24 protein-coding genes and 1 other RNA gene are annotated in these 26,106 nt (G+C 78.0%); 16 read left to right on the forward strand and 9 right to left on the reverse strand.

All coding sequences use genetic code 11. The features are described 5' to 3' along the window. Nucleotides 1-110: 110 nt before the first annotated feature. Nucleotides 111-1,169, reverse strand: coding sequence for a Gfo/Idh/MocA family protein (locus WDV85_RS10340; RefSeq protein ID WP_339570527.1), 1,059 nt, complete (start codon nt 1,167-1,169; stop codon nt 111-113). Nucleotides 1,170-1,321: 152 nt separating this feature from the next. On the opposite strand from WDV85_RS10340, the gene lipB reads away from it, so the two are divergent. After that, nucleotides 1,322-1,996: a lipoyl(octanoyl) transferase LipB gene (lipB, locus tag WDV85_RS10345; RefSeq protein ID WP_339570528.1), complete on the forward strand. Its 675-nt coding sequence runs from the start codon at nt 1,322-1,324 to the stop codon at nt 1,994-1,996. A 43-nt stretch (nt 1,997-2,039) separates the two neighbouring features. Here lipB and WDV85_RS10350 read toward each other — a convergent pair whose 3' ends face one another. Further along, nucleotides 2,040-2,975, reverse strand: a complete 936-nt coding sequence (locus tag WDV85_RS10350; protein WP_339570529.1) for an LLM class F420-dependent oxidoreductase — start codon at nt 2,973-2,975, stop codon at nt 2,040-2,042. 19 nt (nt 2,976-2,994) lie between these two features. Between WDV85_RS10350 and WDV85_RS10355 the strand changes: the two genes are divergently transcribed. The 3 genes from WDV85_RS10355 to WDV85_RS10365 all read left to right on the forward strand — a co-directional run bounded on the left by WDV85_RS10355 (nt 2,995) and on the right by WDV85_RS10365 (nt 6,428). Next, entirely contained in the window at nt 2,995-4,443 is a 1,449-nt protein-coding gene (locus tag WDV85_RS10355) for a serine hydrolase domain-containing protein (RefSeq protein WP_339570530.1), read from the forward strand. A gap of 67 nt (nt 4,444-4,510) precedes the next feature. After that, nucleotides 4,511-5,515, forward strand: a complete 1,005-nt coding sequence (lipA, locus tag WDV85_RS10360; RefSeq protein WP_339570531.1) for a lipoyl synthase — start codon at nt 4,511-4,513, stop codon at nt 5,513-5,515. A 112-nt stretch (nt 5,516-5,627) separates the two neighbouring features. Beyond that, complete coding sequence (locus WDV85_RS10365) at nt 5,628-6,428, forward strand: DUF4191 domain-containing protein (RefSeq protein ID WP_339570532.1); 801 nt, start codon at nt 5,628-5,630, stop codon at nt 6,426-6,428. 37 nt (nt 6,429-6,465) lie between these two features. Here WDV85_RS10365 and WDV85_RS10370 read toward each other — a convergent pair whose 3' ends face one another. Together WDV85_RS10370 and WDV85_RS10375 are read right to left on the reverse strand one after the other, a co-directional pair. Beyond that, nucleotides 6,466-7,065: a nucleosidase gene (locus WDV85_RS10370; protein ID WP_445263293.1), complete on the reverse strand. Its 600-nt coding sequence runs from the start codon at nt 7,063-7,065 to the stop codon at nt 6,466-6,468. 127 nt (nt 7,066-7,192) lie between these two features. Continuing rightward, a complete protein-coding gene (locus tag WDV85_RS10375) occupies nt 7,193-7,603 on the reverse strand; it encodes an RDD family protein (protein ID WP_339570534.1) in 411 nt (136 codons plus the stop codon). A gap of 296 nt (nt 7,604-7,899) precedes the next feature. Here WDV85_RS10375 and glnA point away from each other — a divergent pair, with 296 nt between their 5' ends. Further along, nucleotides 7,900-9,324, forward strand: a complete 1,425-nt coding sequence (gene glnA / locus WDV85_RS10380) for a type I glutamate--ammonia ligase (RefSeq protein WP_339570535.1) — start codon at nt 7,900-7,902, stop codon at nt 9,322-9,324. Between the two features lie 281 nt (nt 9,325-9,605). Here glnA and WDV85_RS10385 read toward each other — a convergent pair whose 3' ends face one another. Next, on the reverse strand, nt 9,606-10,562 hold the full coding sequence (locus WDV85_RS10385) for a glycine betaine ABC transporter substrate-binding protein (RefSeq protein ID WP_339570536.1): 957 nt from the start codon (nt 10,560-10,562) through the stop codon (nt 9,606-9,608). Between the two features lie 389 nt (nt 10,563-10,951). On the opposite strand from WDV85_RS10385, the gene WDV85_RS10390 reads away from it, so the two are divergent. The 7 genes from WDV85_RS10390 (at nt 10,952) to WDV85_RS10420 (ending at nt 17,835) form a co-directional block, all read left to right on the forward strand. Next, entirely contained in the window at nt 10,952-12,268 is a 1,317-nt protein-coding gene (locus WDV85_RS10390; RefSeq protein ID WP_339570537.1) for an MFS transporter, read from the forward strand. Between the two features lie 67 nt (nt 12,269-12,335). Beyond that, on the forward strand, nt 12,336-13,757 hold the full coding sequence (locus tag WDV85_RS10395) for a TonB-dependent receptor (RefSeq protein ID WP_339570538.1): 1,422 nt from the start codon (nt 12,336-12,338) through the stop codon (nt 13,755-13,757). A gap of 36 nt (nt 13,758-13,793) precedes the next feature. Further along, on the forward strand, nt 13,794-14,534 hold the full coding sequence (locus WDV85_RS10400; protein WP_339570539.1) for a hypothetical protein: 741 nt from the start codon (nt 13,794-13,796) through the stop codon (nt 14,532-14,534). A gap of 5 nt (nt 14,535-14,539) precedes the next feature. Continuing rightward, a complete protein-coding gene (locus WDV85_RS10405; protein WP_339570540.1) occupies nt 14,540-15,076 on the forward strand; it encodes a hypothetical protein in 537 nt (178 codons plus the stop codon). Next, nucleotides 15,030-16,016 carry an AAA family ATPase gene (locus WDV85_RS10410; protein WP_339570541.1) on the forward strand — a complete coding sequence of 329 codons (987 nt, stop codon included), beginning with the start codon at nt 15,030-15,032 and terminating at the stop codon, nt 16,014-16,016. Before WDV85_RS10405 ends, WDV85_RS10410 begins: the two co-directional genes overlap by 47 nt. Next, a complete protein-coding gene (locus WDV85_RS10415; RefSeq protein WP_339570542.1) occupies nt 16,013-17,281 on the forward strand; it encodes a DUF58 domain-containing protein in 1,269 nt (422 codons plus the stop codon). Before WDV85_RS10410 ends, WDV85_RS10415 begins: the two co-directional genes overlap by 4 nt. Continuing rightward, a complete protein-coding gene (locus tag WDV85_RS10420; protein WP_339570543.1) occupies nt 17,278-17,835 on the forward strand; it encodes a hypothetical protein in 558 nt (185 codons plus the stop codon). The genes WDV85_RS10415 and WDV85_RS10420 overlap by 4 nt, the downstream gene beginning before the upstream one ends. Before the next feature lie 83 nt (nt 17,836-17,918). Here WDV85_RS10420 and WDV85_RS10425 read toward each other — a convergent pair whose 3' ends face one another. Both WDV85_RS10425 and WDV85_RS10430 read right to left on the reverse strand, forming a co-directional pair. Next, entirely contained in the window at nt 17,919-18,239 is a 321-nt protein-coding gene (locus tag WDV85_RS10425; protein WP_339570544.1) for a DUF4190 domain-containing protein, read from the reverse strand. Between the two features lie 140 nt (nt 18,240-18,379). Continuing rightward, nucleotides 18,380-18,871, reverse strand: a complete 492-nt coding sequence (locus WDV85_RS10430; protein WP_339570545.1) for a DUF3592 domain-containing protein — start codon at nt 18,869-18,871, stop codon at nt 18,380-18,382. Nucleotides 18,872-18,946: 75 nt separating this feature from the next. Here WDV85_RS10430 and WDV85_RS10435 point away from each other — a divergent pair, with 75 nt between their 5' ends. Together WDV85_RS10435 and rnpB are read left to right on the forward strand one after the other, a co-directional pair. After that, nucleotides 18,947-20,803 (forward strand): putative bifunctional diguanylate cyclase/phosphodiesterase, encoded by a 1,857-nt coding sequence (locus WDV85_RS10435; RefSeq protein ID WP_339570546.1) that lies wholly within the window; start codon nt 18,947-18,949, stop codon nt 20,801-20,803. 15 nt (nt 20,804-20,818) lie between these two features. Further along, nucleotides 20,819-21,210, forward strand: an RNA gene (gene rnpB / locus WDV85_RS10440) — RNase P RNA component class A. 85 nt (nt 21,211-21,295) lie between these two features. On the opposite strand, the gene WDV85_RS10445 is transcribed toward rnpB, so the two are convergent. After that, nucleotides 21,296-23,599 (reverse strand): putative bifunctional diguanylate cyclase/phosphodiesterase, encoded by a 2,304-nt coding sequence (locus WDV85_RS10445; protein ID WP_339570547.1) that lies wholly within the window; start codon nt 23,597-23,599, stop codon nt 21,296-21,298. A gap of 1 nt (nt 23,600) precedes the next feature. Continuing rightward, complete coding sequence (locus WDV85_RS10450; RefSeq protein WP_339570548.1) at nt 23,601-24,755, reverse strand: FIST signal transduction protein; 1,155 nt, start codon at nt 24,753-24,755, stop codon at nt 23,601-23,603. A gap of 194 nt (nt 24,756-24,949) precedes the next feature. Here WDV85_RS10450 and WDV85_RS10455 point away from each other — a divergent pair, with 194 nt between their 5' ends. Both WDV85_RS10455 and WDV85_RS10460 read left to right on the forward strand, forming a co-directional pair. Next, the gene (locus WDV85_RS10455) at nt 24,950-25,753 is read left to right on the forward strand and encodes a potassium channel family protein (RefSeq protein WP_339570549.1); all 804 of its coding nucleotides are present in this window, start codon (nt 24,950-24,952) and stop codon (nt 25,751-25,753) included. 141 nt (nt 25,754-25,894) lie between these two features. Then, nucleotides 25,895-26,059 (forward strand): hypothetical protein, encoded by a 165-nt coding sequence (locus WDV85_RS10460; protein WP_339570550.1) that lies wholly within the window; start codon nt 25,895-25,897, stop codon nt 26,057-26,059. The last annotated feature ends 47 nt before the right edge of the window (nt 26,060-26,106 follow it).

Here is a 26,106-nt window from a genome sequence, read left to right on the forward strand (position 1 = left end):
CCGCGCCGTCGAGACCCGCCTCGAGGCGCGGCTGCTCCGCCAGCCCTGATGCCCAGCTCTCATGCCCGGGACCTCGTACCCCTGAGCTAATCCCACGGCCCTCGAGCCGGTCAGGGAGCGAGGTCCGGCACCTCCACGGGGACGACCCGGCCCTGCGCGGCGCTCGCGCGCGCCGCGTCGAGGACGGCGAGGACGGCCACCGCGTCGGCCGGGTCGACCGGCCACGGCCCGTCGCCGCGGACGGCGGCGGCCGCCGCGCGGTAGAGGTCGGCGTGACCGCCCGGCGGCGTCGGCACCGGCGTGCGCTCCTCGCCGCGCACGACCCACCCGGTGCTGCCGGGCGCGTCGTCGAGGACGCCCGCGAAGCCCGAGACCTCCCCCTCGAACGGCACGACGACGTAGGAGCCCCGCGTGCCGAGCACGCGGGTGCGGGGGCCGGGCGCCCCGGCGGCGCTCACCGCCGAGAGGTGGCTGCGCGCCCCGCCCGCGTGGCGCAGCGCGAGGAAGGTCGTGTCCTCGGCCGCGGTCGTGACCGCCGACACCTCGGCGTACACGGACTCCACCGGCCCGAGCAGCTGCACCGCGGAGTCGACGAGGTGGGACTGCAGGTCGAGCAGGATCCCGCCGCCCTCCGACGGGAGCGCGTTCTCGCGCCAGCGGTCCTTGGGCACGGGCCGCCAGCGCTCCCATCGCCGCTCGAGGCGCAGGACGTCGCCCAGCTCCCCCGCCGCGAGCACCGCGGCGAGCGCGCGCTGCTCGTCGTCCCAGCGACGGTTCTGGAAGACGGTGAGCGGCACCCCCGCGGCCCGGGCGGCCCGCACGCAGCGCGCCGCGCCCTCGGCGTCGACCGCCAGCGGCTTGTCGACGAGCACCGGCCGACCGGCGGCGACGCAGGCGAGCACCTGCTCCTCGTGCACGCCCGTCGGCGAGGCCAGGACGACGAGGTCGACGCCGTCAGGGCCGTCCCCCGCCGCGAGGACGGCGTCGAGGTCCGGCACGACCCGGGCGCCCGGCACCTCCCGTGCCGCGGCCGCGGCCCGCTCCGGCGAGGCGGTGGCGACGAGGGTGACCTCGAGGCCCGCCTCGCGCAGCAGCGGGGCGTGGATGCCCCGCCCGGCGCTGCCGTAGCCGACGAGGCCGACCCGCACGAGGCGCTCAGCGGCGCTCACGGGCGCCGCTGCCCGCGGCGGCCGGCGGGGCCGCGGCTGTCGGGACGGCAGCTGTCGGGACGGGGACGGGCGGCGGTGCTCACCCCGCGATCCTGCCCGCTCGGGCCGCGTGACGGCGCGGGCGGTCCCGCGGGGCGGCGTACCGTCGTCGCATGCGCTTCGAGCACGTGGGGTTCGGGTCCGACGCCGTGGAGTACCGCCGGGGGTGGGAGCTGCAGCGCGCCGCCCACGCCGAGGTCGTCGCGGGCGCCGAGGACGTCGTCCTCCTCCTCGAGCACGAGGCCGTCTACACCGCGGGCAAGCGCACCCTGCCCCACGAGCGGCCGTTCGACGGCACGCCCGTCGTCGACGTCGACCGCGGCGGGAAGATCACCTGGCACGGGCCGGGCCAGCTCGTCGGCTACCCGATCACCCGGCTGACCGACCCCGTCGACGTCGTCGCCTACGTCCGGCGGCTCGAGCAGGTCCTCATCGACGCCTGCGCGGAGCTCGGCCTGGCCACCGAGCGCGTCGAGGGCCGCAGCGGGGTGTGGGTGCGCGGCGACGACTCCGGTCTGCCGGGCCGCCGCGACCGCAAGGTCGGCGCCATCGGCATCCGCGTGGCGCAGGGCGTGACGATGCACGGCTTCGCCCTCAACTGCGACAACGCCCTCGACGGCTTCGGCGGCATCGTCCCGTGCGGCATCCCCGACGCGGACGTCACGACGCTGACGGCCGAGCTGGGCCGCCCGCTGCGCGTCGCCGACGCCCTGCCCGTCGTCGAGCGGCACCTGGCCGCGACCCTGCCGGCCGGCGAGCGCCCCGCCCCGGCGGCCGCGACGGTCTGAGCCGGCGTCGGAGCAGGCGCCCGGCCACCGCCGGGGGCCGCCCTCAGAGGGCGGCGACCTGCGGGGCCACCCGCTCGGCCACGAGCTCGACGTGGTCGAGGTCGCCCAGGTCGAGGAACTGGCAGTACGTGCGCCGCGACCCGACCGCCGCGTAGCGCCCGAGCTTCTCCACGACCTCGTCCGGCGTGCCCGCCAGGCCGTTGGCCCGCAGCTCCTCGACGTCGCGCCCGATGGCCGCCGCGCGGCGGGCGACCTCGGCGTCGTCCCGGCCGACGCACGCCACGAGCGCCGTCGACCACGTGAGCTCGCCCGCGTCGCGCCCGGCCTCGGCGCACGCCTCACGGACGCGGCCGAACTGGGTGCGCACGTCCTCGACGGACCCGAAGGGCAGGTTGAACTCCGTCGCGTGGCGGGCGGCCAGGGCGGGCGTGCGCCGCTTGCCGCCGCCGCCGACGACGACGGGCACGCGCGCCTGCACCGGCTTGGGCAGCGCCGGGGAGTCGACGAGCTCGTAGTGCTCCCCCGCGAAGGAGAAGGACTCGCCCGCCGGCGTGCCGAGGAGGCCGGTGACGACGGCGAGCTGCTCGGCGTAGCGGTCGAAGCGCTCGCGCACGTCCGGGAAGGGGATGCCGTAGGCGCGGTGCTCCTGCTCGTACCAGCCGGAGCCGAGGCCGAGCTCGACGCGGCCGCCCGACATCTGGTCCACCTGCGCCACCTGCACCGCGAGCACCCCGGGGTGGCGGAAGGTGGCCGAGGACACGAGCGTGCCGAGGCGGATGGTGGAGGTCTCGCGGGCGAGCCCGGCCAGCGTCGTCCACGCGTCCGTGGGGCCCGGCAGACCGTCGCCGTCGCCCATGACGAGGTAGTGGTCGGAGCGGAAGAAGGCGTCGTAGCCGGCCGCCTCGGCGGTGCGCGCGACGGCGAGGAGGTCGTCGTAGGTGGCGCCCTGCTGGGGCTCGGTGAACACGCGGAGGTCCATGGGCGCCATCCTGGCCCGTGTGACCGCCCCCTCGCAGACCTCGTCGACGCCGCAGCCCGCCCCGCCCTCGCCCCTGCGCGCGAGCACGACCGACCGCCTCCTGCACCTGCTGGCGCGCGAGCAGGTCGACCGCCGCCTGCCGTCGGTGGTCGCCGGCCTGGTGCGCGACGGCCGCCTCGTCTGGTGGGCGGCGCGCGGCAGCACGAGCGGGCCGGGCGAGCCGCCGGCGGCCCCCGCCCCCACGACCCGCTACCGCATCGGCTCCATCACCAAGCCGCTCGTCGCCACCGCGCTCATGCGCGCCCACGACGAGGGGCTCGTCGACCTCGAGGACCCGGTGGGGCGGCACCTGCCCGAGCTGGGCTCCGACCGCGCCGACGTCGGCGCCCTCACCGTGGGGCAGCTGCTCGGCCAGGCCTCCGGCCTGCAGGCGGAGAACGACGGCGCCGGGCCGTGGTGGGAGCGCACGCCGGGCGGTGACTGGGCGGCCCTCGCGCCCGCGCTCACGGCGGACGCCCGCCGCCACCGCCCCGGCACGCGCTTCCACTACTCGAACACGGGCTTCGCCGTCCTCGGCGAGCTCCTCGCCCGACTGCGGGGGCGGCCGTGGCACGAGGCGCTGCGGGCCGACGTCCTCGACCCGCTGGGCATGGACCGCGCCGGCTTCCGCCGCGACGAGGACTCCGCCGCCGGGCTCGCCGTCCACCCCTGGGCCGACGTCGTCCTCCCCGAGCCCGAGCACGACGCCGGGGCGATGGCCCCCGCGGGCCAGGTGTGGGCGAGCGTGCCGGACATGGCGCGCTTCGCCGCCCTCCTCGCGGGCTCGCCGACCGCCGCCGGCGTCGTCAGCGACGAGGCGCTCCGGCTCATGACGACGCCGCAGGCGGTGGACGACCCCCGCGGCGCCGGGTGGGGCGTCGGGTACGGCCTCGGCGTCCAGGTCTGGAACCTCGGCGGGCGGCGCCTCGTCGGCCACGGCGGCTCGATGCCGGGCTTCATCGCCGGGCTCCAGGTCGACGTGGCGAGCGGCGACGGCGTCGTCGCCATGACGAGCTCGACGACCGGTTTCGGGGACCTCCCCCTGCGCCTGCTCGACACCCTCGCCGAGGCGGAGCCGCGACTGCCCGAGCCCTGGTCCCCGAGCCCCGTCGCCGACGACGTGCTCGAGCTCGTCGGCCCCTGGTACTGGGGCCCCTCCCCGCTCGTCGTGCGCTCGGAGGCCGACGGCTTCCTCCTCGAGGGGCTGGGCCGCCCCGGCCGGTCGTCCCGCTTCCGCCGCTCCCCCGCCGGCGACGGCACGTGGGTCGGCCTCGACGCCTACTACGCCGGGGAGCGCCTGCGGGTGCTCCGCGACGGCGACGGGCGCCCCTCGCACCTCGACCTCGCGACCTTCCGGCTCACGCGCACGCCCTACGACCCGTCCGCCGACGTGCCGGGCGGCGTCGACGAGGGTGGCTGGCGGGCCTGAACCCCTGCCGTCCGCGCGCCCTCCCGCCCCGTCGGCGGGGCGGGAGGGCGCGCGTACGCTGGAGCGCGTGACGGTCGCACCCGAGGGACGCAAGATGCTGCGCGTCGAGGCGCGCAACGCCGAGACCCCCATCGAGAAGAAGCCCTCGTGGATCCGCACGAAGGCGAAGATGGGCCCGGAGTACTCCGAGCTGAAGGGCCTCGTGAAGCGCGAGGGCCTCCACACGGTCTGCGAGGAGGCGGGCTGCCCCAACATCTTCGAGTGCTGGGAGGACCGCGAGGCCACCTTCCTCATCGGCGGGGAGCAGTGCTCGCGGCGCTGCGACTTCTGCCAGATCGACACCGGCCGCCCCTCGCCGCTGGACCGGGACGAGCCCCGCCGCGTCGCCGAGAGCGTGCAGGCCATGGGCCTGCGCTACGCCACCGTCACGGGCGTGGCCCGCGACGACCTCGAGGACGGCGGCGCCTGGCTCTACGCCGAGACGATCCGCGCCATCCGCGAGCTCAACCCGGGCACGGGCGTCGAGATCCTCGTCCCCGACTTCAACGGCGTCCCCGAGCTCGTCGGCCAGGTGCTCGACGCGGGCCCGCAGGTCTTCGCGCACAACGTCGAGACGGTCCCGCGCATCTTCAAGCGCATCCGTCCGGCCTTCCGCTACGAGCGCTCCCTCGACGTCATCACCCAGGGCCGCCGCGCCGGCCACGTGACGAAGTCCAACCTCATCCTCGGCATGGGCGAGACGACGGACGAGGTCGTCGAGGCGCTGCGGGACCTCCACGAGGCCGGCTGCGACCTCGTCACCATCACCCAGTACCTGCGCCCCAGCCCCCGCCACCACCCGGTGGACCGCTGGGTCAAGCCCGAGGAGTTCGTCGAGCTGCGCGACGCGGCCGAGGAGATGGGCTTCGCCGGCGTCATGAGCGGGCCGCTCGTCCGCTCCTCCTACCGCGCGGGGCGGCTGTGGGCCGGGGCGATGAAGCGCCGCGGCGCCACCATCCCCCCCGAGCTCGGCCACCTGGACGTCGAGCAGCCCGCCCGCCAGGAGGCGTCCGCGCTGCTCGCCCGCTCCTGACGGCCCCACCTCGCTCCCGACGCCCGGTCGCCCCTGACGACCTGACGCGCCGCCCCCGCCCTCTCCGGCGGGGGCGGCGGTGCGCCCGCCGACGGCCCGTATCCTGACGGGCATGGCTCGTCGCGCACCCGCCCCGCCCCCCGCCAATCCCGCCGGCAAGGGCGCCGACGGGACCGGCGGGCGGGGGCCGCTCGCGGCCCTGCGCCGCCGCCGCGCCCGTCCGAAGTTCGGCCCCGACGGGCGCCCCACCGGTCGCATCGCGCAGATGCGCCAGGTCTACGACATGACCCGGAAGGCCGACCCGTCGGTCACCTGGTGGATGCTCGGCGTCGCAGCCGCTGTGCTCGTCGTGGCCCTCGTCATCGGCTTCGCCGTCGGCCACCCGATCTACCTCACGGTCATCGGCCTCCCCCTCGCCCTGCTCGGCGCGATGGTCGTCCTCGCCCGCAAGGCCGAGGCCGCGGCGTACAGCCAGATCGAGGGGCGACCAGGTGCGGCGGGCGCCGCCCTGCGCTCCATCCGCCGGGGCTGGGACATCGGCGAGGAGCCCGTCGCCATCGACCCGCGCACGCAGGACTCCGTCTTCCGCGGCGTCGGTCGCGCGGGCGTCGTGCTCGTGGGCGACGGCGCCCCTCACCGCGTCGCCAAGCTGCTCGAGGGCGAGCGCCGCAAGGTGGCGCGCGTGGTGCCCAGCGTCCCCGTCCACGTGATGCAGGCCGGCTCCGGCGAGGGCCAGGTGCCGCTCCCGAAGCTCGCCCGCAAGGTGCAGCGGCTCAAGCCGGTCATGACGAAGGCGGAGATGGGCCAGGTCCAGGGCCGCCTGCGCGCCATCGGCGGCATGCGGATGCCCGTCCCCAAGGGTGTCGACCCGATGCGCGCCCGTCCCGACCGCAAGGCGGCCCGCGGCCGCTGACCTCGGCCCGCGCAGCCGCGCGCCCGAGCCCGCCGCCTCAGCGCGGGGGCAGGACGCCGGCGAGCCACTCCCCCAGCGCCCGCGCGCTGGCGGCGACGGCGTCCGGCCACGACCAGGCCCCCTCGTCGGCGGCGTCGCTGACGTGCTTGGCGAGCACGACGCGCGCGCCCAGCGACCTGGCCGCCCACGCCACGGCGAAGCCCTCCATGTCGACGAGGTGGGCCCGCCGCGCCAGCCGCTGTCGGACCTCCTCGTCGGCGACGAAGACGTCGCCGGTCGCGAGCACGACGTCGCTCCGTACCTTCCCCGGCAGGAGGTCGAGCGCCAGCTCCGTGGCCGTCCGCGCGCCGAGCCGGGCGAGGGCGTCGGCGGAGATGTCGTGGTGGACCACCGTGCCCGGCACGTGCAGGCCGGTGACGCCCTCGCGCAGCGCCCCAGCGGTGCCGACGCCCACGACGAGCGGGCGGTCCGCGGGCTGCCGGGCGGCCAGGACGGCGGCGACCGCCGTGGCCGCGGCCGTCTTGCCCGGCCCCGTGAGCAGCAGGGGCAGGTGCGCGGGCACGTGGACGGCCTCGACCGCCAGCGCGGCGACGACGAGGACGTCGTCGCGCGCCCCGGCGCCGGACGCGGGTCGCACCCGCGGAGCGGCGGGTCCGGCGGTGGGCGTCGGCGGGAGCTCGGTCACAGCGCGATGCTGGCAGGGCCTGCGCCCCGCACGGTCGCCGGTCCCGGTCGGGCCTGCGGACGCCGACGCCCGGGTCGTCCTAGCGGCGGACGACGACGGTGCCGGCGAGGCGGTCGTGCATCCCCCGCTGGTCGGCGTCCCAGATGGCGGCGGGGATGACGAGGCAGAGCAGGAGGGTGCGGACGAGCGCGCGCCACGGGCCGGGCCAGGCGCCGTCGACGCGCAGCACCCGCAGGCGCAGGAGGAGGTGGCCCGGGCTGCCGCCCACCGTGCCGACGCCGACGGCGTGCAGGAGCGCGAAGACGCCGAGGGTCACCCAGGGGTCGCCACCCAGCAGGGCGTTCGACACCAGCAGCGCCAGCGCCCAGTCGACCGCGACGCCGCCGAGCCGCCGACCGGTCCGCGCGACGGACCGCGAGCCCTCCCGGGGCAGGCCCAGGCGGCGCCCCGGCCAGGTCGCCTCCGCACCGCTCGGTCCGCTCCTCGCCACGGCGCCACGCTAGACGGGCGCCCTCCGGTGACCCCGGGCGGTGCCGCCCGCCCGGCCCGCGCGGCGCGTCGCAACCGCGCGCCGTGCAACACGTCGGAAACACTCGCGTGACGAGCGGGCAACCGCCCGCTCCTAGGTTCCCCTCCCGAGACGGCGCGCCGGGCCGCTCCCGCAGCGCGGGGCCCCGCCGCCGCCCGCACCACCGCACGACCCCCAGCACCACACCGAGGGACCACCACAGGCACCACCGGCGGCCCGACCGCCACCGACGACCTCCGACCCCGCCAGGAGAGTGGATGTTCACCAACGCCGACGAGGTGCTCGCCTACATCGCGGAGAACGACGTCAAGTTCATCGACGTCCGGTTCTGCGACCTGCCGGGGGTGATGCAGCACTTCACGGTGCCGGCCGCCTCCGTGGACGCGGACTTCTTCACCACCGGCCAGATGTTCGACGGCTCCTCGATCCGTGGCTTCCAGGCGATCCACGAGTCGGACATGAAGCTCGTGCCGGACGTCGAGACCGCCTTCGTCGACCCGTTCCGGGCGGAGAAGACGCTCGTCGTCAACTTCGGCATCGTCGACCCCTTCACGGACGAGGCCTACTCCCGCGACCCGCGGCAGATCGCCCGCCGCGCCGAGGAGTACCTGCGCTCGACGGGGATCGCGGACACCGCGTTCTTCGCCCCCGAGGCGGAGTTCTACGTCTTCGACGACGTGCGGTTCGAGACGAACCAGCGCGAGAGCTATTACCACATCGACTCCATCGAGGGCGCCTGGAACACGGGGCGCAAGGAGGAGGGCGGCAACCTCGGGCACAAGACGCCCTACAAGGGCGGCTACTTCCCCGTTCCGCCGGTGGACCACTTCGCCGACCTGCGCGACCAGATGGTCCTGGCCCTGGACGCCCTCGGCCTCGAGGTCGAGCGCGCCCACCACGAGGTGGGCACGGCCGGCCAGGCGGAGATCAACTACAAGTTTGACGAGCTGTTCAAGTCGGCCGACAAGGTCATGCTGTTCAAGTACGTCATCAAGAACGTGGCGCACCAGCACGGCAAGACGGCCACCTTCATGCCGAAGCCCCTCTTCGGCGACAACGGCTCGGGCATGCACGTGCACCAGTCGCTGTGGAAGGACGGCTCGCCGCTCTTCTTCGACGAGCGCGGCTACGGCGGCCTCTCCGACGTCGCCCGCTGGTACATCGGCGGCCTGCTCAAGCACGCGCCGTCGCTGCTCGCCTTCACCAACCCGACGGTGAACAGCTACCACCGCCTGGTGCCGGGCTACGAGGCGCCGGTCAACCTCGTCTACTCGGCCCGCAACCGCTCGGCCTGCGTCCGCATCCCGATCACGGGCTCGAACCCGAAGGCCAAGCGCATCGAGTTCCGCGTGCCGGACCCCTCGAGCAACCCCTACCTGGCGTTCGCGGCCATGCTCATGGCGGGCCTCGACGGCATCCAGAACCGCATCGAGCCGCCGGCCCCGGTCGACAAGGACCTCTACGAGCTCCCGCCCGAGGAGCACGCGGCCATCGACCAGGTGCCCGGCTCGCTCGGCGCCGTCCTCGACGCGCTCGAGGCCGACCACGAGTACCTCACCCGCGGCGGGGTCTTCACCGAGGACCTCATCGAGACCTGGATCGACTACAAGCGGACCAACGAGATCGACCCGATCCGCTTCCGCCCGCACCCCCACGAGTTCGAGATGTACTTCGACATCTGATCCCGCTCGTCCCGCAGCCCCTCGCCGGTCCGCCGGCGGGGGGCTGCGGTGCGTCTCCACCTGTCCAGCGGTGGGTCCACGACGCGGTCAGGCACGTCCTGCGTCCACCGCTGCCGGCGGACGAGCAGCGAGCAGCCGCAGCGCGTCGTCGGAGCGCTGGGCGCCGTCCTCCGCGCTCGTCAGCCACCGGTGCAGCGGAGCGCTCCGGGGCCTCGCGCCGGACGCGCGCGCGGGCGGCGCCGCTCGTCGCGGCACCGCCCTCGGCGGGGAGGTCGGGTCGGTCAGCCGACCCAGCTCTCCACGGCGTCGTCGTTCTCCTCGACCCACTCCTGGGCGACGTCGGCGGCGTCGCGCTCCTCGACGTCGACCTCGGCGATCATCGCGTCCATGTCGTCGACGGGGATCTCCATGCGGGAGAGCATCTCGGTGAAGGCGGGCACCTCCTCCTGCAGCTCGTCGCTCGCGGCCACGCCGCCGGCGTAGTCGGGCATGGCGCAGTCGCCCGCGCCGCCCTCGGCGAAGCAGCCCTCCTCGTAGGGGTTGGGCTCCTCGAGCTTGGTGACGTCGTACTGCGCGAAGACCCAGTGCGGCTGGTAGAGGTACACGAGCACCGGCTCCTCGCGCTCGTACGCGCGGTCCAGCTGCGCGAAGAGCGCGGCGGCGCTCGACGTCGAGTGCTCGAAGCCGATGTCGTAGCCGGCCAGCCGCGCCTCGTTCTGCTCGGTGGTGATCCACCCCGGGTCGGCGTCGTAGAGCGTGCTGTCGAGCGCGTCGGCGTACTCGGGCAGCTGCGTGACCGACGTCAGCCCCTCGAGCGGCTGGCCCGGCTCGAGGGCGTAGCTCGGCACGTACCAGCCCTGGTCGGCCCCGCTGTAGACCTCGCCGAGGAGCTCGAAGCCCTCGGTCTGGTCCAGCAGCGGCTGCTGGTTGGGCAGCGCCACCTCGGTGACGAGGTCCAGGTCGCCGTTGCCGGCGCCGGCCCAGGCGGCGGCCGGGTCGAGCTGGGAGGTCTCGAGGTCGGCGACGCCGAGGTCGGGGTGGTCGGCGGCGACCTGCCGCACGACCTCGTTGGTCAGCGTGGCGGCGACCCAGGAGAACTCGGTGGTCCGCACGGTGATGCCGTCGGAGCCGCCGTCGGCCGCGGCGCCGTCGTCGCTGCCGCAGCCGGCCGTGAGGGCGAGCGCGAGCGCCGCCCCGGAGGCGGCGAGGGCGCGGGTGGTCGTGGTGGTGCGGGTCATCGGGTCCTCCCCGTGGTGGGCGGGACCCCGCGGCGGTCCCGCCGGAGCGGGACGACGGTCGCGCGCGGGCCGGTGGCCTCGTGCGGGCGGCGCGGGGTCGGTCGGCGTCGGCGCCCTCGCGCCCGGCGACCGCGCGGCGGTCCCGGCGGCCCGTCGGGGCCGCGACGCCCGGCGGCGCATCGGGCCGCCCGGACCCGTCCACCGTACGGGAGGGCGCTCCCGCGAGACCTGGGCGTGACCTGCCTCTCCGGCCCCCTCGTCGAGGCCCCTCCTCGAGCCCCCTCTCGGGCCCCCTCCCCCGCCGGGGCTCCGCGGGCGCGCGCACCGCGTGCGAGCCTGTGCGCCGCGCGGGCCCCGGAACCCGGTCCGGCAGCGCGGGAGGAGGGGTCGTGACGGCGGACGGCGCAGCACGAGGAGCCTTCCCCCGGCACCCCGTGACGGCGCTGGTCGTCCTCGCCGCGGCCACGGCCCTGGCGATGGGCACGTGGTTCTCCGCCGCCGCGGTCGTGCCCCAGCTGGCCGCCGCCTGGGACCTCTCCCCCACCGCCTCCGCGCTCCTGACGGTGGGCGTGCAGCTGGGCTTCGTCGTCGGCGCGCTCGTCTCGGCCGGCACGGGCCTCGCCGACGCCGTCCCCGCCCGGCGCCTGCTGGCCGTCGGCGCCGCCGCGGCCGCCCTCGCCAACGCGGGGCTGCTGCTCGCCGCGGGCCCGGCGGCGGCCGTCGCCTCGCGGCTGCTCACGGGTGCAGCGCTGGCGCTCGTCTACCCGTCGGCGCTCAAGGAGACGACGACGTGGTCCCGCCGCAGCCGCGGCGCGGCCCTCGGGGCCATGGTGGCGGCGCTGACCCTGGGCACCGCGCTGCCGCACGCCGTCGCCGCGGCCGGGGCGAGCACCGGGGCGGGCGGCCCGCCGTGGCGGCTCGTCGTCGTGGTCACGAGCGCCGGCGCCCTCCTCGGCGCCGGGCTGGCCCTGCTCCTGCGGCGCTCCGGCCCGCACGGCCGCTCCCCGGCGGCCTTCGACCGCCGGGCCGCGCTCGACGCGCTGCGCCGCCGCCCCGTCGTGCTCGCCGTCCTGGGGTACGTCGGCCACATGTGGGAGCTGTACGCGATGTGGGCCTGGACGGGAGCCCTGCTCGCCGGGACCGCCGCCGTGGCCGCGCTGCCGGACCCCTCGACGGCGGTCCCCGCGCTGACGGCGGCGTGCGTGGCCGCCGGGGCGCTCGGCTGCGTGGCCGCCGGCCTGCTCGCCGACCGGGTCGGGCAGCCCGTGGTCGTCCTCGTCTGCGTCGCGGGCTCGAGCTCGGCCGCCTTGGCCCTCGCCGTCCTGCGCGGCGCACCGCTCGGCGTCGTGGTCGCGCTCGTCGCGGTCTGGGGCTTCTGGGTCGTCGCCGACTCGGCCCAGCTGTCCGCGCTCGTCACCCGCCACGCGGACCCCGACCTCGTGGGCGGTGCGGTCGCCGTGCAGATGGCCGCGGGCTACCTCACGACGGCGGTCACCGTCTGGCTCGTCCCGGTCCTCGCCGCGCGGGCGTCGTGGTCGGCGGCGCTCGCGGTGCTCGCCGCCGGGTCGCTGGCGGGCGGTGCCGCCGTCCTCGCGCTCCTGCGCGACGAGCGGGCCGCGCAGCGCGGCCCGGCTCCCGACCGGGCCCCCGACCGTGCCCCCGACCGGACCACCGGGGCTCGCCAGGGGCTCCGGGGCCCGACATGATCGCGACCAGCGGCGGCCGCCCTCCTGCGCCGCCGGACGCGACCGGGGACGCGAGGAGGCGGACGACGTGAGCACGACCGTGGACAGCGCGGCGGACACCCTGCAGAAGGCGCTGCGCATCAACCTCGAGCCGCGCTGGTACGGCACCATCGCCGAGATCGGCGCCGGCCAGGAGGTGGCGCGCTGGTTCTTCCGCGCCGGCGGCGCCGCGGGCACCGTCGCGAAGTCGATGTCGGCCTACGACATGGCCGTCAGCGACGCCGTCTACGGGCGCTCCGACCGCTACGTGTCCCGCCGACGGCTCGAGGCGATGCTCGACCACGAGCTCGAGCTCAACGTCGAGCGGCTCGGCCCCACGCGCGGGGACGACACGTGCTTCTTCGCCTTCGCCGACACCGTCGTCGCCCGCAGCTACCGGGGCGGCAACGAGTGCCACGGCTGGATGGGCGTGCGCTTCCAGGCCCAGCCCCACGACGAGCCGAGCGAGATCGTGCTGCACGTGCGGATGCTCGACGACGAGGCCTCCCTGCAGCAGGAGGCGCTGGGCATCGTCGGCGTCAACCTCCTCCACGCCGCCTTCTTCGAGCGGTACGAGCCCGACCGCCTCGTCGAGAGCCTGCTCGACCGGCTCTCCACGGGCCGCATCGAGATCGACGTCATCTCCTTCCGCGGCATCGAGTTCCGCCACGTCGACAACCGGCTCATGGCGCTGCGGCTCGTCCAGCTGGGCCTGTCCGGCGTCGCGATGTTCGGCCCCGACGGCGACGTCCTGCAGCCGAGCGAGGTGCTGCGCAAGCGCCCGGTGCTCGTCGAGCGCGGCAGCTTCCGCCCGCCCACGGTCGTCAACATGGACATGCTGCGGTGCGCGCACGAGAAGTTCGCCGACGAGCCGGACGTCGACGGCGACCAGGTGCTGCGGCTCACCGAGCTGACGATGAGCAACCTGCTCGCCGGCGGGGCGGACGTCGACCGGCGCGACTTCCTCGCCCGCGCCGACCTCCTCGGCGCCTGCGGGGCGACGACGCTCATCTCGGCGTTCGTCGACCACCACCGGCTGGCGGCCTACCTGGCGGAGCGCACACGCGGGCGCATCGGCTTCGTCATGGGCGTCCCCACGCTCGTGGACCTCTTCGACGAGGCCAACCACGCCCACCTGCCCGGCGGCATCCTCGAGAGCTTCGGGCGGCTGCTGAAGAACGACCTCAAGCTCTTCGTGTACCCGATGGTCGACCTGGCGACCGGCGAGGTCCGGCGCGTCGGCGGCCTGCGCGTGGGCGAGGAGCTGCAGCCGCTCTTCGACTACCTCGCCGGGCGCGGCAGCTTCGTCGAGCTCGACAACGCCCGCGAGGACTACCTCCCCATCCTCAGCCGCGACGTGCTGCGCCGGATCGCCGCCGGCGACGGCTCCTGGGAGCCGATGGTGCCGCCGGAGGTGGCCGAGATGATCCGCTCGCGCGGGTTCTTCGGCCACGCCCGCGAGAGCGCCTGACCGCCGGGCGCGCGCCCCGTCGCTAGCGTCGGCGTCGTGACCGGGCGAGGGCGGGCCGTCGCCGCCGCCCTGGCGGCGGCTGCCGCCGTGGTCGTCGTCGCCGTCGCCGCCACCGGGGGGCCCGCGCTCGAGGTGGGCCTGGGGCCGGTCCCCGAGGTCGACGTCGAGGGAGCGCCGGGGCCCGCCGCCACCCCGCTGCCCTCCCCGTCCGGGACGCGGCCCGGCCTGCTGCCCGCGGACGTCGACGTCCCGGGACCGGACCTCGCTCTCGTGCTCGCCCTCCCCCTCCTGGCGCTCGTCGTCGCGGCGGTCGCGGCGCTGCTGCTCGCGAGGCGGACGGGGGCGCGGGGACGGACGGGGGGCACGACGACCGCGCGCCCCGCCACCCACGCGGTCCGCGGCGCGGAGGCGGACGTGCCCGCCGCCGGCTCCGTGGCGCGGGTGCGGGCCCGGCACGTCGTCGGTGGCGAGCGGGCGTCCGTCGTGCGCCTGTGGGAGGCCGTCGTCGGCGCCGCGGCGGGCACCGGCTCCCCGAGGCAGCAGGAGCGCCTGCTGGCCGAGCGCGCGGGCTCGGCCGAGGGCCGCGCCGCAGCCGCCGAGCTGCGCTCCCTCTACGAGGAGGCGGCCTTCGCCGCGGCCGACCCGCCGCCGGACCGCTGGGCGAGGGCCCAGCGCTGCGCCGACGTCCTCGTGCCCGAGGCCGCACCGCTCCACGACGGCGACACCCCCGACGGGGACGCCCCGGGGGACGCGGACGCGCGCGGCGGGCAGCGGTGAGGGCGGTGCGGCACGCCGCGGCGTGGGGCCTCGTCGGGGCCGGCCTCGCGCTGGTGGTCGTGCTGGCCGCGGAGGCGATCGGCGTCTCCTGGGCCTGGTGGTCGGCCGCCGCGCTGGGGGCCGCGCTCGTGGTCCTCGGGCGGGCGGCGGTGGCGCACGTGGGCGGGCAGACCTGGCCGTCTCCTTGGTCGACGGTCCGGCGTCCCGGCCGCGCGGAGAGGCCGGACCGCTGGGCGGTGACCCGCGCTCGGAGCGACCTCGACGCCGCGCGCACCTCGGCCCCCGCGCGCCGGCTCCTGCACGAGCGCCTCGCCCGGGCCGGGACGGGGCGCGCCCCGGAGGGCGGGACCGGGGGTCGCGGCGGCGAGGTCGGCGGTGCCGAGGTCGGCGGCGGCGGTGGGGGCCCTGCCGTGCCGGAGCACCTGCTGCGCGGCGCGGAGGACGCGCTGGGGCTGCGTCCCGACGTCCGCGCGGGCGACCTGGGACGGTGGGGCCATGGCGGGGGACGAGGGGCCGGACGACGCGGAGCGCCACGGCCGTGAGGGGGCCCGCGTCGTCGAGGCGGTCGCGCGGGCGGTCGTCGGCAAGGACGACGTGCTCCGCCGGGTCCTCGCCGTCATGGCGGCCGGCGGCCACGTGCTGCTGGAGGACGTGCCGGGCACCGGCAAGACGTCGATGGCGCGGGCCTTCGCCCGGGCGCTCGGCCTGCGGGCGGGGCGCGTCCAGTTCACCCCCGACCTCCTGCCGGGGGACGTCACCGGCTCCGCCGTGCCGGGACCGGACGGCTCGCTCGTCTTCGAGCCCGGCCCCGTCTTCACCCAGCTCCTGCTCGCCGACGAGGTGAACCGAACGCCCCCGAAGACGCAGGCGGCGCTGCTCGAGGCCATGCAGGAGCGGCAGGTCAGCGCCGACGGCACCACCCACCCGCTCGACCCGTGCTTCACCGTCCTCGCGACCGCCAACCCCGTGGAGACCGAGGGCACCTACCCGCTGCCCGAGGCGCAGCTCGACCGCTTCCTCGCCCGGGTCGCCGTGGGCTACCCCGCCGCCGAGGACGAGCGGGACCTCGTGCAGCGGCGCGTGCAGCGGCGGCGCGAGGAGGTCGAGGTGCCCGCCGTCCTGGACGCCGAGGGCTTCCTGCGGCTGCGGGACGCCGTCGAGCGGGTCCACGCCGACGCCGCCGTCGTCGAGTACGCCGTCGGGCTCGTGCGGGCCACCCGCGACCACCCGTCGGTCCTGGTGGGCGCGTCACCGCGCGGGAGCCTCGGCCTCGTGCAGCTCGCCCGGGCCTGGGCGCTGCTCCAGGGGCGCGGCTACGTCGTCCCCGACGACGTGGCCGACCTGGCGGTCGACGTCCTCGCCCACCGGCTGGTCCTGCGGCCGGAGACCTGGGTCCGCGGGGAGCCGGCGACCGCCGTCGTCGCCGACGTCCTGCGGGACGTGCCCCTCCCCCGCGTCGAGGCCGCCGCGACGGCGCCGTGAGCGGGTCGGCGCCGGGGGCGGTGGGCGCGGCCGTCGTCGCGCTCGTCGCGGCGCTCGTCTCGGGGCACCCGGTGGTCGCCCTCGCGGCCGCCCCGTCCCTCCTCGGGCTCGCGCTCGCGCTCGGCCGGGCGGCGCCGTCGGGCTGGCGGGTCCGTGTGCGCCTGGAGCCCGACCGCGTCCTCGTCGGCGACGAGGTGCGCGTGCACGTGGAGGCGCACCCGCCCGAGGGGCCGGCTGCGGGGCGGCGCGGCGCGCAGGCCCCCTGGGCGGCGCGCCTGGAGGTCCGGGTGGAGGGCGCCGAGCCGGACCTCCTGTCCCACCTCGTCGTGCTCCCGCCCGAGGGCGGCGACGTCGTCGCGTCCGCGGTGGTGCGGCCCGCGCGCCGGGGCCACGTCGCGGTGCGGGGCGCCCGCGTCGTCCTCACCACGCCGACGGGACGGGTGGCGGTGGCCCGGGCGACGTCCCTCCCGCGATCGGTCCCCGTGGTCCCCTGGCGGCGGGCTCCCGACGTGGAGGTCGCCCTGCGCTCGGCGCGCACCGCCGCCGGCGTCCACCGGTCCCGCGCCGCGGGGGGCGGGGACGACCTGCGGGGCGTGCGGGAGGCGCGCCGCGGCGACGACCTGCGACGGGTCGACTGGCGCGCGACGCGGCGCACCGGCCGGCTGATGCTCGCCGAGCGCACGGCCGAGCGGGGAGGTGACGTCGTCCTCCTCCTCGCCACCGGCGAGGCGTCGGCCGACGGCCTCGAGGACTCGGCCGCCGTCGCCGCGGGACTGGTGCACCACCTCGTGGGGCGCGGCGACCGCGTGCGCCTCGCCGAGGCGGGCGGACGGCTGCGCACGAGCCCGCCCCTGCGCGGCCGCGACGGGCAGCTGCTCGCCGCCGCCTGGCTCGCCGACGTGCGGACGACCCCCCGCGTCCGCCGCGCCGCCCTCCCACCCGACCACCCCTCGCTCCCGGCCGGCAGCGCCTGCGTGCTCCTCGGCTCCGTGCTCGACGAGGCGGCCGTCGCGCTCCTCGTCGAGCTCGCGGACCGGGGCCACGCGACGCTCGTGCGCGACGGCGACGCCCCCCTGGCCGAGTCGCTGCCCCGGGGCGAGGACGCGGTCGCCGCCCGCCTCGCCGACGTCCGTCGCGCCCTCGCCGCGGACCGCCTGCGCCGACGGGGGACGACCGTCCTGCTCCGGCCCCTCCTCCCCCAGCGCGCCCACGACGCGCCGGGGGCGCCGGGCCGGGCGTCGACCGCCTCCGGACGGTCGACGTGAGCCGCCCCGTGCTCGGGCTGCGGGTCGCGGCCGTGGCGGCCGCGGCGCTGACGGCGCTGCCCGCAGGGCTGGTGGCCGGGCTCGGGCCCCTGCCCGCAGCGGCGGCGACCGCGGTCTGCGCGCTCGCCGCCGTGGTCCCGCGGTCGGCCGCCGCCGTCGTCGGGCCCGCGCTCCTCGTCGTCTCGCTGGCGCTGGCGGCGGTGCGGACGACGCCCGGCGTCGCCGTCGCCGTCCTCGTGCCGGGGACGGCCACGCTCTGGTGCACCCACGTGCTGCTGACGACGCTGGCCGCGGCGGCCGGGCCGGGGACCATCGGGCCCGGGCTCGCGGGCTCGGTCCTGCGGCGCCTGTGGCCGCCCCTGCTCGCGGCGGCGCCGGTCGCGGCGGTGTGCGCCGTGCTCGAGGTGCTCGCGCGGCGGGGCGGCGGCGGGGCGGGGTGGACCGCCGCGGTCGGGCTGCTGCTCGTCACGGCGGCCGTCGTGCTCGCGACGGCGGCCGGCCGGGACGAGCAGGGACCGCGATGGCTGCGCGCGCGCGGGAGCCGGCGGGGGTGAGCCGGGAGGACGTGGTCCCCGACGGCGAGCGGGAGGAGGGCCTCCGCCGGTGCGCGGCCGGCCCGGACGGTGAGGCGAGCAGCTCAGCCGCTCGCGCCCGCCAGCCAGACGAGCGGCACGACGACGAGCAGCGCGACGACGACGGCCCCGAGGGCGAGGACGCCGAGCAGCGACCACCCCACGACCTCGGCGGCCAGGGCCACCTCGCGGCCGGGGAGGTGCTCGGCGTCGCAGCGGCGCCGCGCCGAGCGGCCGAGGACGACGCCGAGGACCGGCCCGACGACGGGCACCGCGAGCGCCAGCACCAGCGCGGCCACGGCCTCGGGCGGCGTGCCGGCGGGCGCCCGCGACGCCAGCAGGGCGGCGACCGGGGCGCGCAGGGCGAGCGGGCTGACGGGCGGCACGCCCCAGCGTGGCCCGCGGTCGGGCCGCGTCGCGGCCCCGGCGGCCGCGGCTCACCCGTCCGGCGCAGCCGCGCGGGGGCTCAGGTGACGGGGGCTCAGGTGACGAGGGCTCAGGTGACGAGGGCTCAGGTGACGAGGGCTCAGGTGACGAGGCCCGCCAGCGCCGTCGCCCCGACGACGAGGCCGACGACGGCGAGCAGGAGGCCGACGGCCAGGGGCCCCGTCGTCGAGGTGCCGAGCGCCACGCCGGGGACCGGCTCGAGCACCTCGGCGTGCTCGGGGTCGGCCGGGTCGTGACGGACGACCACGGGGGTGCGCTCGACCCAGGCGGCCGTCGCGTCCGGGCCGGCCACGGTGGTGACCTCCGCGCCGTCGGCCGTCGTGAAGGTGACGACCGGGCGGTAGGTGGTCCTCGCCTCCGGGCCCCTCCCGCGGGTGTTGATCTGCAGGTCGACGACCGTGCCGCGCGCCCGCACCCCCCGCTCGCGCAGGGCGGCCCCCCGACGGCGGGTGGCCACGGCCCGTCGCACGCCCAGGACGCCGGTGACGACGAGCGCGACCCCCAGCAGGAGGAAGACGACGGCGACCGCGACGGCGAGCCCGCCGCCGCCCGCGGCCGAGGTGGCGTCCACGGCGCCACCCTCGCACGCCCGGCGTCCGGGTGACGCCCCCTGCGCCCCGCGCCCTCCCCGGCCGAAGAAGGTGACGTGGAGGAGTGGCGGCGGGTGCCGGAGGTGGCGACGCCGCGGGCGGTGGGCGCCGCCTTCGGCGTCTTCTACGTCGCCGGCGGGCTCGTGGCGCTGCTCGTGGCGGCGGCCGGCGCCGGCGGTGCGCCCGGGCGCCCGGTGCTGACGGCCCTGGGCGCGTCGGCCCTCGTCGTCGGGGGGCTCGTGGCCGCGCGCCGCGCGCACCTGCCGCGCCTCGCCACGCACCTGCTCGCCGCGCTGGCCACCGGTCTCATCGGCGCGGCGGTCCTCGTGACCCCCGACCCGCGCAGCGCCGTCCTGGTCGCCGCGGTGTCCGTCTTCGTCGCCGTCGACACGGGCGTCTTCTTCGCCCGTCTGCACGCCCTGGTCCACCTCTCCGCGTGCCTGCTCACCACGACGGCGGCGCTCCTCGTGCACGGCGGCGTCGGGCTGCTCGGCGCCCTGGCCCTCGACGTCGTCCTCGTGGCCGTCGCCCTCGTCGTCGGCGTGCTCGCGCGCCGGGCCTCCAGCGCGAGCGTCGACGGCCTCACCGGGCTGCCGAACCGGCGGGGCCTCGACGACGCCCTCGAGCGGCTGGCCCTGGCCGCGGGCCGCTCCGGCGGGCCGCTGTCCGTGGCGCTCGTCGACCTGGACGGCTTCAAGGCCGTCAACGACGCCTCGGGGCACGACGCCGGCGACGAGCTGCTGCGGGCGACGGCGGCTCGGTGGCGCGCGCTGCTCCCGCGGTCGGCCTTCCTCGCCCGCGTCGGCGGCGACGAGTTCGCCGTGGCCCTGGCCGCGCCCCCCGCCGAGCTCGCGCTGGTCCTGTCGCCCCTGGTGCGCGACGCCGGGCGCCCGGCGTCGGCCGGTGTGGCCGCCTGGGCGCCGCCCGAGGGCCCGGCCGCGGCGCTGCGCCGCGCCGACGCCGCGCTGTACCGCGCCAAGCGGGACGGGCGGGCGCGCTGCGAGGTCGCCGGGGCGGAGACGGGTGTCGACGCGCTCGCGGCGGACCTGCGCGCCGCGGTCGCGGCCGGCGCCGTCCGTCCGGTCTACCAGCCGCTGGTGGCCGCCGACGCCCCCGGAGGCCACCCCGTGGGCGTGGAGGCGCTGGCCCGGTGGACGCACCCCGTGCGCGGCGCCGTGAGCCCGGAGGTCTTCGTGGCCGTCGCGGAGGCGCACGGCTTCGTCGGCGAGCTCGGCGCCGCCGTCCTCGAGCGCGCCTGCCGCGAGCTCGCGTCCCTGCCGGAGGCGCGCGAGCGCGGCCTCGTGCTGGCCGTCAACGTCTCCGGGCTCGAGCTCGTCGACGACGACTACGTCGAGCGGCTGGCCGCCGCCCTGGACCGCACGGGCTGGCCCGCCGCCCAGCTCGTCCTCGAGGTGACGGAGTCTGTGGTCGAGGGCGGCGACGAGCGCGCCGTCGCGACCCTCCTGGCGTGCCGGGCGCTCGGGGTCCGGGTGGCGGTCGACGACTTCGGGACCGGGTACTCCTCCCTGAGCCGCCTGGACCGGCTGCCGGCGGCCTACCTCAAGCTCGACGCCGGCTTCACCGCGACGGCGCACACGTGCGCCGGGCGCGCGCGGCTCGTGCGGGCGGTGACGGCCATGAGCCGGTCGCTGGGCCTCGGGGTGGTCGCCGAGGGCGTCGAGACGCCCGAGCAGGGCCGTGTGCTCGCCGGGCTGGGCTGCGACCTGCTCCAGGGCTACGCCCTCGGCCGGCCCGAGCCGCTGGCGTCGCTCGCCGCGCGGCTGCGTCGGCCCGGCGCGGCGCCGGCCGGGGACGCCCACCCGGGCACCGGACGGGCCGACGTGCCGGGGCCGCGCCGGGCGACCGCCGAGGACCCGGCGCCGGGCTCGCGGGCGCCCCGCCCGGCGGTCTAGCCTCCCGCTCGCGGACGAGTCGGTCGGGCGGCCGCGTCGTCGCCCCGCGAGGGGCGGCGCCGAGGAACGTCCGGGCTCCGCAGGGCAGGGTGGTGGGTAACGCCCACCCGGGGTGACCCGCGGGACAGTGCCACAGAGAGGAGACCGCCGGGACCGTCCTCGGACGGCCCCGGTAAGGGTGAAAGGGTGGTGCAAGAGACCACCAGCACCCCCGGTGACGGGGGTGGCTCGGCAAACCCCACCCGGAGCAAGACCAGACAGGCAGCGTCCGAGGGCGGCCCGCCCGAGCTGCCGGGTAGGTCGCTGGAGGCGTGCGGCGACGCACGTCCGAGATGGATGGTCGCCACCCCACCAGCGCCGGCGACGGCGGTGGGGGACAGAACCCGGCGTAGAGACCGACTCGTCCGCCCCCGCGTCTCCCGTCCGCACGACCCGTGCCGACGACCGGGACCATCCCGCGCGCCGGGGCGCCGTGGGCGGCGTGCCGAGGGCTCAGGCCCGCGGTGCGGCCGCGCTCTCCCACCGGCCCGACCGGGACGTGCGGCGGCGCGGCTGCCGGGGCGCGGGCACCGCGGCCGCGGCCGGCCGGGCGGCGCGACCGGCGAGCATCTCCCGCAGCGCGGCCTCGGGCAGGGGGCGCGAGAAGTGGTAGCCCTGCGCGCGCTCGCACCCCAGCCCGGCCAGCAGGGCGGCCTCCTCGGCGTGCTCGACCCCCTCGGCCACGCAGCGCAGCCCCAGGGCGCGGGCGAGGTCGAGCACGGCCCGCACCACGGCGAGACCCTCACGGTCGCCCATGTCGCGGACGAAGCTGCGGTCGACCTTCAGCTCGTCGACCGGCAGTCGGCGCAGCGAGGACAGGGACGAGTAGCCGGTCCCGAAGTCGTCCACGGCGACGGACACGTCGGCGTGGGCCAGCTCCTCGAGCCGCTGAAGCACGGGCGCCTCGCCCGGCAGCAGCATGCTCTCGGTGATCTCGAGCACGAGCGCCTCGGGCGGGAGCCGCGCGTCGCGCAGGGCGTCGCGCACCAGGGCGACGAAGCCCGGGTCGGAGACCTGGCGCGGCGAGACGTTGACGGCGACAGTCGCCGACGGCGCCGTCGCCCGCCAGCGCGCCGCCGCCCGACAGGCCTCGCGCAGCACCCACCGCCCCACCGCTGCGATGTCCCCGGTCGCCTCGGCGACGGGCACGAAGACGTCCGGGCCGAGGAGGCCGCGCACCGGGTGCTGCCAGCGCACGAGCGCCTCGGCGCCCAGGACCCGCCCGTCGCGCAGGTCCACGACCGGCTGGTAGTGCAGCACGAGCTCCTCGCGGTCGACGGCGCGCGCGAGGTCGGCCTCGAGCGCCAGCCGGTCGGTCCGCTCGGCGTGCATGCCCGGGTGGAAGACGACGACCGCCCCGCCCCCCTCGGCCTTCGCCCGGTACATGGCGAGGTCGGCCTCCCCCAGGAGGGCGTGGGCGTCGCCCTCGCCGTCCACGGCGAGCGCCACGCCCACGCTCGCGCCGACGCCGAGCTCGATGCCGAGCGAGCGCAGGGGTGCCGAGACGGCCTGGACGAGGCGCTCGGCGACGTCGACGGCGTGGCGCTCGCTCGCCACGTCCTCGAGCAGGACGGCGAACTCGTCGCCGCCGAGGCGGGCGGGCGTGTCGTCCGCGCGCAGGCAGCCCTCGACCCGGGCCGCGCACTCCGCGAGCACGCGGTCACCCACGGCGTGCCCGTACCGGTCGTTCACCTGCTTGAAGCGGTCGAGGTCCACGAAGAGCAGGGCGGTGGTCCGGGCGGACCCGTCCCGGCGCGCGAGCGCCCGCTCGAGCCGGTCGAGCAGCAGCGTCCGGTTCGGCAGGCGCGTCAGCTGGTCGTAGAAGGCCTGCCGCGTGATGGCCGCGGTGTCGGCGTCGCCCAGCGCGAGGCTCGCGTGCTCGGCGAAGGCGGCGAGGAGGGTCTCGGCGGCGCCGGCGTCCGCGGGGGCGACGCGGGCGAGCAGCGCTCCCAGCGCCCGCCCCTGCAGGTGGACGGGAGCGGCGAGCCGCACCTCGGCGCCGACCCGCTCGCTGCTGGTGCCGTGCTCCGCGACCGCCCGGACGGCGAGGGCGACGAGGTCCTCGGCGCTGGCGGCCGCCCCCGGGTGCGTGGAGGCGACGACCCCGAGCCGGTCGCCGGCGGGCCCGCTCTCGAGCACCAGCGCGACCGGGACGCCGCCGAGCGAGGCGCTCGTCCCCCGGGCGACGAGGTCGAGCACCTCCTCCAGCGGGCGCCGGTGGGAGATGGCCCGCTGGACCTCGAGCAGCGTCGTCAGCAGCATCTCGCGCTCCCGCAGGGCCGCGAGCAGCCGGAGACGCTCCCCCGCGGTCTCCTCGACCTGCGCGCGGGCGTCCCGCTCGCCCTCCAGGGCGCGCGCGGCGTCCACCGAGACCCCCAGCAGCCGCGCCATGCCCATGACGAGGGCGCGCTCGGCGGGCTCGAAGCCGTCGTCGAGACGGGCGACCACGAGGTGGCCGCCCGGCCCGAGGGCGGGCACCGGCATGGCGAGCGCCGTCACGGGGCCCAGGCCCTCCAGCTCGACCGTCGCCGAGCCGCAGGCGCCCAGCGCCCGCACGAGGGGCCCGACGTCCGCACCCGGCGCCCACCCCGTCGAGGAGAGCACCTCCTCGCCGTCGAGCAGGAGGGCCACCTCGGCGTCGATGGTGGTGGCGGCCAGCTCGGCCGCCGCGCCGACGACCTCCGCCTCGGAGCGGCTCAGCGAGGTCGCGGCGACGAACTCGACGAGCTGCGCCTGGGACGTGGCGGACGCGGGCACCTCACACCGCCAGCGCGACGAGCGTCTGGTTGTGGCAGCCCGCGTAGCCGCTCGTGCGGGCGATCTCCCCGAAGCTGTGCGACACCGACGTGGCGGAGCCGCCGACCTCGCGCACCGACGCGACCTCCGCGGCGACGCCGTCCTCGCCGAGCAGCTGCCGGCGCGCCACGCAGCTGAAGACGACGAGACCGGCCGGCGCGTGGTCGCCCAGGCCCCCGACCGCCTCGTCGCACGCGGTGCGGGCGGCCTGCAGCACCGAGCCCGCGTCGCCCTCCATGAGCCGGACGAGGCCGCCCTGCGGGACGGGCGTGACGAACTGCAGCGTGCGGTGGCGCAGGTCGGCCCCCACCACGACGCGCGCCTCCTCGCGGCGGCGGCGGGCCAGCCCCAGCGGGTGCAGCTGCGCGAAGGCGGCGAAGGCGCTGGCGTCGTAGTGGGCGGCCGACGGTGCGCTCAGGCGGGCGAGGTAGGCGTCGAGCGCCGGCTCGCCGTCCAGCGTCCGCACCTCCAGCCCGGTCGAGCCCGTGACGACGAGGGCGTCGCCCACGGGGCGCATGCCGTGGTGGGCGCCGACGCCGAAGGGGCGGTCGGCGGCGAGGACGGCCGCCACGACGCCGCCGCGGCGCACCTCGCCGCCGTGCAGGAGCGCGGTGCGCTCCCGCCCGACGACCGCCGAGGAGCCGCCGCCGACGACGGGGAGGGAGGGCCCGGCGACGTCGTAGACGCCGCGGACCAGCTGGTCCTGGCTGTAGTCGAGCCCGTCGGGGAGCAGGAGCAGCAGGCGGTGCCTCCCCGCGACGTGCTCGAGCGCCCGGGCGACCTCGGCCCCGCGGGCGCGCACGTCGGGGGCGCTGCTGGCGGCGGTGGCCGCGCGCAGCCCCGGCCCTCCCAGGGCGGTGACGACGACGTCCGTGGCCGGCCCCTCCGCGCCGAAGGCGTCCGTCGCGCTGCCGCCGAGCAGGGGCGCCTCCCCCGTCACGGAGCGGACGCCGGAGAGCACCTCGACGTGGTCGAGGTGGCCGGCGGACTGCACGACGACGAGCGCCGGCGCGCGGCCCGCCAGCGCGCGACGGGCCGCCTCGGCGCCGGCGCGCCGCGCGCCCGCAGCGGCGCTCGCCTGGCTCGTCGCCATCCACCGGTCACCGCTGTCCCCCATGGCCGGTCCGTCGTCCGCGTCCCTCCCCCGCTTGAGGAGACCCGGCGCAGGGGCGCCGCAGATCATCCGCGCGGACGCGTGCGGCCGGCGTGGCGACCCGGAGGGGCCCCGGCCTTCGCTCCCGTGCGGGACCCCGGTGCGGGAGTCCGGTGCGGATCGGGAGGGACGCCGGTGCGACCTCCTAGCCTCGCCCCATGGCAGGCCTGCAGGACGACGCGCGGCGGCGCCGCTGGGAGCGGCGGGCCGAGTGGCCCCTCACCGCGGCGGCGATCCTGTACCTCGTCGCCTACGCGGTGCCCATCCTCGAGCCGGGCCTCGCCACGGCCTGGGCCACGACGGCGCACGTCTCCGGGTGGCTGCTGTGGGCCGTCTTCGCCGTCGACCTCGCCGTGCGCCTCGTGCTCAGCGAGGACCGCGGGGCCTTCCTGCGGGGCCACCCGCTCGACGTCGCCGTCGTCGTCCTGCCGCTGCTGCGGCCGCTGCGCCTGCTGCGCCTCATCACCCTCCTGTCGGTGCTGAACCGCCACGCCGCCGACAGCCTGCGGGGGCGGGTGGCCGTCTACGTCGGGGGCGCCACGGTCCTCGTCGTCGTGGTGGCGGGCCTGGCCGTCCTCGACGCCGAGCGCGGCGCGCCGGGGGCTCTCATCGAGACCTACCCCGACGCCGTCTGGTGGGCCCTGACGACCATCTCCACCGTCGGCTACGGCGACCTGTACCCGGTGACGGACAGCGGGCGGGGCGTCGCCGTGGGACTCATGGTCGCGGGCGTCGCCCTCCTCGGGACCGTGACGGCCTCCCTCGCCTCCTGGCTCATCGACCGGGTCCGCGACGTCGAGGTGGAGCAGCAGGCCGCCACCCGCGGCGACGTCCACGCGCTCCAGGCGCAGGTGGCCGCCCTGCGCGAGGAGCTCGCCGCCGCCCGAGCGGCGAGCGGGCCCGGGAGCGCGGGCCCGGTCGCACCGGGACCGGAGCGCGGGCAGGGGCGCGGCTCGAGGTAGGGCGCCCCGCAGGAGGCGGCTTCGCGGCCGCGGACCCGGCGGGTGGCCGCCGCGCCGTCGCGCACCCGACCGGCCGAGCGGCGTCACCCGCGGGGCCGCCCGGTGCTCGTCGGACCGGCGCGGCCGGCCGATGGTTGAAGCATGGAGGACACGGGGGGATGCGGGTGCGCGCGGGAGTACGCGGCGCGCTACCCGGGGATGACGGAGGGCGAGCTCGCCCTCGTGCACGCGCCGGTGTGCCCGGTGCGGCTGCAGCGGCTCGAGGGCCGCAGGAGGCGTGACGCGCGCCGGCGCCCCGGCCGCTGACCGTCGGACCGGTCGCCGACCGTCAGCCGCCCGGGAGACGCGGCGCC

The sequence above is a fragment of the Pseudokineococcus sp. 5B2Z-1 genome, from assembly GCF_037482305.1.
GTDB lineage: Bacteria > Actinomycetota > Actinomycetes > Actinomycetales > Quadrisphaeraceae > Pseudokineococcus.

What these genes read in the sequence shown, in the direction of transcription:
- lipB (WP_339570528.1), top strand. Translation starts at nt 1,322, where the DNA reads ATGCGCTTCGAGCACGTGGGGTTCGGGTCCGACGCCGTGGAGTACCGC.
- WDV85_RS10350 (WP_339570529.1), bottom strand. Translation starts at nt 2,975, where the DNA reads ATGGACCTCCGCGTGTTCACCGAGCCCCAGCAGGGCGCCACCTACGAC.
- WDV85_RS10365 (WP_339570532.1), top strand. Translation starts at nt 5,628, where the DNA reads ATGGCTCGTCGCGCACCCGCCCCGCCCCCCGCCAATCCCGCCGGCAAG.
- glnA (WP_339570535.1), top strand. Translation starts at nt 7,900, where the DNA reads ATGTTCACCAACGCCGACGAGGTGCTCGCCTACATCGCGGAGAACGAC.
- WDV85_RS10385 (WP_339570536.1), bottom strand. Translation starts at nt 10,562, where the DNA reads ATGACCCGCACCACCACGACCACCCGCGCCCTCGCCGCCTCCGGGGCG.
- WDV85_RS10410 (WP_339570541.1), top strand. Translation starts at nt 15,030, where the DNA reads ATGGCGGGGGACGAGGGGCCGGACGACGCGGAGCGCCACGGCCGTGAG.
- WDV85_RS10450 (WP_339570548.1), bottom strand. Translation starts at nt 24,755, where the DNA reads ATGGGGGACAGCGGTGACCGGTGGATGGCGACGAGCCAGGCGAGCGCC.
- WDV85_RS10455 (WP_339570549.1), top strand. Translation starts at nt 24,950, where the DNA reads ATGGCAGGCCTGCAGGACGACGCGCGGCGGCGCCGCTGGGAGCGGCGG.
- WDV85_RS10460 (WP_339570550.1), top strand. Translation starts at nt 25,895, where the DNA reads ATGGAGGACACGGGGGGATGCGGGTGCGCGCGGGAGTACGCGGCGCGC.